We start from the raw sequence: 6,181 nt of genomic DNA, 5'->3' as shown, positions 1-6,181 counted from the left end.
ATGTCAAAGCGATTTAGAGACGCGACATCGCCGGCAAGTTAGAGATGCGACAGTGACGTGCCGCCTGGCACCGACGCAAGCGCCCGATCGGGCGTCAGCTGGTGGGGGTTGCGCAGCCCGATCGGGGGCGGTTAAGCCAAGCTCCCCGGCTTTAGCTTTGAGAGCCTGTCAACGACATGAATGGGGTCCGGCCCCTTGCGGACATTCGGCCTGCCATGGCAGCTTGCGATGGTGACCCAGCCCATTCCGATACACGTTTTCCGTGCTCGTCAATTCGCCAAGAGCGAGACGGTCGTGACCGCTGCGCCAATTGATCTCGTCGTCTCGGTATTTGGCGGTGGCGGAATGAAAGGCGAGCAGGGGCTTGAAGCTGCCTTTGGAGGCTCGGCTTACTACCGCGATGAAGCGACCGAAGAGGCTTATCTCGCCGTTTGGGGAGCCCGGAACGGTTCGCGCTTCCGGAGGAAGCTGCGTGAGAGCGGGGCAACCCTGCAAACCGTCAGCGGCGAACCGCCAGCCCGCCTTGTCTGGTATAACAGCGGCCAGAAAGGACATCGTCCGAAAGTCCGTTAGCCACCCTTCTGGCGCAAATCTCATTCCGCAGCTTCCAGCCTTGCCAGCGCCTGTTCACGCCGTGCGATGACGGCGGGATCGTTCATGAAATCCGTCCTCTTGCCGGGCTTGCGGCCGCGCTTCACATAACCGTTGCCCTGGCTGCCGTCGGGAATGCCGAACATGTGGTTCGCCTGGCCGGTGCGGCGCGGCCCGTGCTGGCTGCGCTGAAGATCGCGGCCAGCCTGCATCTCGGCCACCATTGCAAGCGCTTCGTCTAGGCGCTTGTTCTCGACAATCTCCGATCTGTGAACCGAGCGCAGCTTGTCAAATGTCCTGTAGGGAAGGGACGTGCTGCCATCCATGATCTCAAGCCGGCCGTCGGGATAATCGCAGACCACCACCTTCTTGCCGGCCAGGCTCTTCGCAAAGGCGCTCGGATCGAGGATGAACAGCACCTTGTCATAGCGCAGCGTCAAGGCTTGCGACAGCGTGCGGAACTCCTTGCGACACATGGCGCTGTCCAGATTCTCATGCTCGGCGAGGGGACGGTGCATGTCCTTCGGATTGCGCGGCTGCTTGCCGAAGCGGAGATTGAAGTCGGCGGCGAACTCCGCCGCATAGGCATTGGCCGCCTCGATCGTGCTGATTCCGCGCAGGCGCAGCTCCTTCACAAGCCGGTCTTGCAGCGTCTGGTTGGCGCGCTCGACGCGGCCCTTGGCCTGCGGGCTGTTGGCGCAAATGATGTCGATGTTCAGTTCGTACAGCGCACGGCCGAACTGCGTCAGGCCAGTCGTTCGATCCTTCTCCGAACCATGCGTCGTGCGGAAGACGCCATGTTTGTCGCTGTAGAAGGAGATCGGTTTGCCCCATTCCTGCAAATACGCCTTCGTGGCGATCAGATAGTCGAACGTGTTCTCGGAACCGGCAAAGCGCAGATGCAGCAGCTTGCCGGTCGCGTCATCGATGTAGACGAGCAGGGCGCATTTGGGACCGCGGTTCTCGAACCACCAATGGTGCGAGCCATCGATCTGCACCAACTCGCCGAGGCAGTCGCGCCGGCCCCGTGGCTGGTGAAGCTGCTTCTTGCGCTCCCGGCGCGATGTCCAGATGCCGGCTTCCGTCATCCATTTGCGTAGCGTCTCGGTGCTGACGGCGATCTGGTGCCACTCAAGCAGCTTCTCGCGGGCAAGCGTCGGGCCGAAGTCCCGGTAGCGATCGCGCACCAGATCCAATGCGGTGTTGCGGAAGTTCTCATCATGGCGGCGATTGCTCGGTCGGCCGCGCTTCTTCGAGGCCAGGCCGCCGGCGCCGTCCTGGCCATAGGCCTGCAACAGCCGGTGAACCTGACTGCGGCTGAGATGAAGGAGCTCAGCCGCCTGGACGACGCTCAGCCGTCGGTCGCGGATCTTCTGGATGGCTTCGAGACGATGCAGCTCTTTTTGCGACAAGGTGACCAAAGGCATGACGGCTCCGCAATGGGCCTGGTCTCACGCCAGGCTCTGTGAAGTCGCCAGCCTTCCTTTCCAGCTTCATGTTGACCAGTCTCGGAAGCAGGAAGTGTCGCATCTCTAACTGGGGCAACTGTCGCATTACTAAATGGCTGCTACAAATAAAAGTCGCATAAGATAGATTATGGAACTTTCACTTGGCGAAATTGATGCGTTGAATCCGAAGCGAATGTAGGATCCGACCTTTTCCTCGCGTCTTAAACGTATTGGAGGGTCCATGATCACGCTTTATGGCTTCGGACGTGTTTATCCTGAGATGCTTGGCTATGGTCGCGATCTGCGTGCCCAATGGGCGCTTGAGGAAATCGGGTTGCCCTATCGATTTCATGCCCTCGACTTCATCGCCGGCGAGCTAGACAGCCCGGCATATAGCCGGGTCAGCGCCTTTCGCCAGGTGCCTGTCATTGATGACGATGGTGTCATCGTTGCCGAGTCAGGCGCGATTGTTCTCTATCTTGCCGAGAAGGCTGGCAGGCTGATTCCCGCCGACTTCACCGGACGTATGCAAGTCCTGCAATGGTGCTTTGCCGCGCTGGCTACCGTCGAGCGGCCGCTGTCTCAGATCGATGGGATCGACGCGGGCATGGGCGGCGTGGGTGCCGTCGAGCGGCGGGCAGTGCTCGTCGAGGAGGCCTGCCGCTGGTTTGCCCGGCTGGAGCACCGGCTCGAAGGCCGCGAGTGGATAGCTTGCGAGACGTTCACCGTGGCCGACATTCTCCTCGCCACCGTCCTGCGCCAAGTCGGCAAGACCGATCTTCTCGAATCCCATCCCCAGCTGAACGCATACTACGCGAGGGCTCTCGCGCGCCCCGCGTGGCAGCGCACGCGTAGCCTTTGCGCCGAGCGCAGCGGAGTGCCCCTTGCAGAAATCCCCGAATGACTCTCACGGCTGAGTGGACGATAAGCTGCACCGTCAACTGAGCAATCTTCGCTATCACTCTGACTCGTAAGGAATTTCAATCACCATGCCGTCATAGGCCGGCACCACATGCTCCGGCGTCTCGGCCATGACGACGGCGTAGTCCAGCGGCACATGCATATGCGTCAGCACGGCCTTCTTCGGAGCCAGTTTCTCGATCCAGCCCAGCGCCTGGCCGAGCGACAGATGGCTGGGATGGGTGTTGTACTGGAGCGCGTCGATCACCAGCATGTCGAGGTCGCCCAAACGCTCGACGCTAGCGTCCGGGAAACCGCTGATATCAGGGCAGTAGGCAAGCCCGCCAATGCGGAAGCCCAGCGAGATGATGTCGCCATGGAATTGCGGCAGCGGCTCGAGGGTGAGGGCGCCCCCCTCGCCTTCGATCACCACCGGCCTGGCGTGATGGATGATATGGGCATCGACGATCGGCGGATACGAGCTGCCGGGCGGCGTCTCGAAGCAATAGCCGAAAGCCTGGCGCAGCCGCAGCATGGTCGGCTCGTCGGCGTGGATGTCGATCCTGTGCCGCTGGTCGTGCACGTAGCCGCGCAAATCGTCGATGCCGTGGATGTGGTCGGCATGCGGATGGGTGTAGACGACGGCGTCGATACGCCTGACCGAAGCCATCAGCATCTGCTGGCGGAAATCCGGCCCGGTGTCGACGACGACCGTGGTGCGCGCGCCGTTGGCGGCAATCCGCTCGACCAAGGCTGCCGTGCGCATGCGCCGGTTCTTCGGATTGCCGGGATCGCAATTGCCCCAGTCGCCGGTGATGCGCGGCGTGCCGGGCGATGAGCCGCAGCCAAGAACGGTGAAGCGCAGCCGGTCGCCCATGCCTCAGCCTGCCGTCATGTCCGGACGCGGCATCTTGGTGAACAGCTGAAAGAAGTTCCCGGTGGTGATATCGGCGATCTCGGCTTCGCTGACGCCGATCGTCTCGGCGAGCACCTTCGCCGTGTTCGCCACATAGGCCGGTTCGTTGCGTTTTCCCCGGTGCGGGATCGGCGCGAGGTAGGGCGCGTCGGTCTCGACCAGCAGCCGGTCGCGCGGCACGCCGGCGGCGATGGCGCGCAGCTCGGCGGAATTCTTGAAGGTCAGGATGCCGGAAAAGGAGACATAGCCTCCCAGCGCCACACCGACTTCGGCAAGCCTGCGTCCGGACGAAAAACAGTGCAGAATGAAGGGGAAGGCGCCCTTCCCTGTTTCGTCCTCGAGGATCGACGCCATGTCGTCGTCGGCATCGCGCGCATGGATGACCAGCGGCAGGCCGGTCCGGCGCGCGGCGGCAATGTGGGTGCGGAAGCTTTCAGCCTGCGCATCGCGCGGCGCATGGTCGTAGAAATAGTCGAGCCCGGCTTCCCCGATCGCCACCACCTTTGGATGACCGGAAAGCCGCACCAGCTCGTCGGCGGTGACGTCAAGCTCTTCCGCGGCATTGTGCGGATGGGTCCCGACCGAGCAATACACCTCGTCGAAAGTTTCAGCGATTTGAAGGATTTGCTCAAAACGCTTCACCCTCGTCGAAATGGTCACCATGCGGCCGATCCCGGCAGCGAGGGCGCGGGCGACGACAGCCGCCCGCTCCTCGGCGAAGTCCGGAAAGTCTAGATGGCAATGGCTGTCGACCAGCATCAGGCGTTGCCATCCTGCTCGACATAACGCGGGAACACGCCCTCGGGCGCCGGCAGCGCGGTGCCCGGCACCAGCGCGTGGTCGGCATGGACGTGCTCGAAAGCGCGCTTGTCCGCCGGCACGGCCAACAGGTCGAGCAGCTTGGCGGCCGACCCGGGAATGAAGGGCTGGCAAAGCACGGTTACCCGACGCACGACCTCGGCTGTCGTCCACAGCACGGTTTCCATGCGCTCCGGATTGGTCTTGCGCAGCGCCCAAGGTTCCTGGGACGCGAAATAACGGTCGGCTTCCGCCACCACGCCGAAGATCGCCGCCAGCGCCAGGTGGATGCCTTGCTCCGCCATCGCCCTGCGGGAGATGGCAAGTGCCTCGACGGCCTGGTCCAGGATCGCCGTGTCGGCTTCGGTAAGGTCGCCGCGCTTCGGCACCTTGCCGCCGCAGTTCTTGGCGATCATCGACAGCGAGCGCTGCGCCAGGTTGCCGAGGCCGTTGGCGAGGTCGGCGTTGGTGCGGTTGACGATCGCTTCATGGCTGTAGTTGCCGTCCTGGCCGAACGGCACCTCGCGCAGGAAGAAATAGCGCACCTGGTCGACACCGTAATGCTCCACCATGGTGAACGGGTCGATGACGTTGCCGACCGACTTCGACATCTTCTCGCCGCGGTTGAACAGGAAACCGTGGCCGAAAACGCGCTTCGGCAACGCAATTCCGGCCGACATCAGAAAGGCCGGCCAATAGATGGCGTGGAAGCGCACGATGTCCTTGCCGATGATGTGCGCATCGGCCGGCCAGAAGCGCCATTTCTCATCTTTTTCATCGGGATAGCCGACGCCGGTGATGTAATTGGTCAAGGCATCGACCCACACATACATCACATGTTTCTCGTCGCCCGGCACCGGCACGCCCCAGTCGAAAGTGGTGCGCGAGACCGACAGGTCCTTCAGCCCCGATTTAACGAACCTCATTACTTCGTTGCGGCGCTCGGCCGGACCGATGAAATCGGGTTGGCCCTCGTAGAGCGCAATCAGCCTGTCCTGGTAGGCCGATAGCCGGAAGAAATAGCTCTCTTCTTCGACCCATTCGACAGGCGTTCCCTGCGGCCCATAGCGCACATTGTCGGCGCGTACCTCGGTCTCTTCCTCGCCGTAATAGGCCTCGTCGCGCACCGAATACCAGCCGGCATAGCCGCCCTTGTAGATGTCGCCATTGGCGGCCATCGCCTTCCAGATCGCCTGCGAGGACGCATAATGCCGCTCCTCGGTGGTGCGGATGAAATCGTCGTTGGAAGTGTTGAACGCGGCGGCCATGCGCTTGAACTCGGCCGAGTTGCGGTCGGCGAGCTCGCGCGCCGTGATCCCTTCCTTGCGCGCCGTCTGCAGCATCTTGATGCCATGCTCGTCGGTGCCGGTCAGGAAGAACACTTGCTTGCCATCGAGCCGCTGGAAGCGGGCAAGCGCGTCGGTGGCGATCAGCTCATAGGCATGGCCTATATGCGGCTTGCCGTTCGGATAGGAAATCGCTGTCGTGATGTAGAATGTGTCGCGTGACATGAATGAACCGTCATGAA

Annotated in this window: 6 protein-coding genes; 2 read left to right on the top strand and 4 right to left on the bottom strand. The window is 62.4% G+C overall.

The features are described from left to right. The first annotated feature begins 228 nt into the window (after positions 1-228). Complete coding sequence (locus YU3_RS0128450) at positions 229-573, top strand: hypothetical protein (RefSeq protein WP_036259349.1); 345 nt, start codon at positions 229-231, stop codon at positions 571-573. A gap of 20 nt (positions 574-593) precedes the next feature. On the opposite strand, the gene YU3_RS0128445 is transcribed toward YU3_RS0128450, so the two are convergent. After that, positions 594-2,018 (bottom strand): ISNCY family transposase, encoded by a 1,425-nt coding sequence (locus YU3_RS0128445; protein ID WP_027168525.1) that lies wholly within the window; start codon positions 2,016-2,018, stop codon positions 594-596. Between the two features lie 262 nt (positions 2,019-2,280). On the opposite strand from YU3_RS0128445, the gene YU3_RS0128440 reads away from it, so the two are divergent. Then, positions 2,281-2,943, top strand: a complete 663-nt coding sequence (locus tag YU3_RS0128440; RefSeq protein ID WP_027169408.1) for a glutathione S-transferase family protein — start codon at positions 2,281-2,283, stop codon at positions 2,941-2,943. A 54-nt stretch (positions 2,944-2,997) separates the two neighbouring features. On the opposite strand, the gene YU3_RS0128435 is transcribed toward YU3_RS0128440, so the two are convergent. The 3 genes from YU3_RS0128435 to metG are packed head-to-tail and all read right to left on the bottom strand — an operon-like array spanning position 2,998 to position 6,164. Continuing rightward, positions 2,998-3,816: an MBL fold metallo-hydrolase gene (locus YU3_RS0128435; RefSeq protein ID WP_027169407.1), complete on the bottom strand. Its 819-nt coding sequence runs from the start codon at positions 3,814-3,816 to the stop codon at positions 2,998-3,000. Positions 3,817-3,819: 3 nt separating this feature from the next. Further along, positions 3,820-4,614 (bottom strand): TatD family hydrolase, encoded by a 795-nt coding sequence (locus YU3_RS0128430; protein WP_027169406.1) that lies wholly within the window; start codon positions 4,612-4,614, stop codon positions 3,820-3,822. Beyond that, positions 4,614-6,164: a methionine--tRNA ligase gene (gene metG / locus YU3_RS0128425; protein ID WP_027169405.1), complete on the bottom strand. Its 1,551-nt coding sequence runs from the start codon at positions 6,162-6,164 to the stop codon at positions 4,614-4,616. Before metG ends, YU3_RS0128430 begins: the two co-directional genes overlap by 1 nt. Between the last annotated feature and the right edge of the window lie 17 nt (positions 6,165-6,181).

This window comes from Mesorhizobium sp. WSM3224 (assembly GCF_000427725.1).
Lineage (GTDB): Bacteria > Pseudomonadota > Alphaproteobacteria > Rhizobiales > Rhizobiaceae > Mesorhizobium.
This window is presented reverse-complemented; position numbering and strand designations above follow the sequence as displayed.

What these genes read in the sequence shown, in the direction of transcription:
- YU3_RS0128445 (WP_027168525.1), bottom strand. Translation starts at nt 2,018, where the DNA reads ATGCCTTTGGTCACCTTGTCGCAAAAAGAGCTGCATCGTCTCGAAGCC.
- YU3_RS0128430 (WP_027169406.1), bottom strand. Translation starts at nt 4,614, where the DNA reads ATGCTGGTCGACAGCCATTGCCATCTAGACTTTCCGGACTTCGCCGAG.
- YU3_RS0128435 (WP_027169407.1), bottom strand. Translation starts at nt 3,816, where the DNA reads ATGGGCGACCGGCTGCGCTTCACCGTTCTTGGCTGCGGCTCATCGCCC.
- YU3_RS0128450 (WP_036259349.1), top strand. Translation starts at nt 229, where the DNA reads ATGGTGACCCAGCCCATTCCGATACACGTTTTCCGTGCTCGTCAATTC.
- YU3_RS0128440 (WP_027169408.1), top strand. Translation starts at nt 2,281, where the DNA reads ATGATCACGCTTTATGGCTTCGGACGTGTTTATCCTGAGATGCTTGGC.
- metG (WP_027169405.1), bottom strand. Translation starts at nt 6,164, where the DNA reads ATGTCACGCGACACATTCTACATCACGACAGCGATTTCCTATCCGAAC.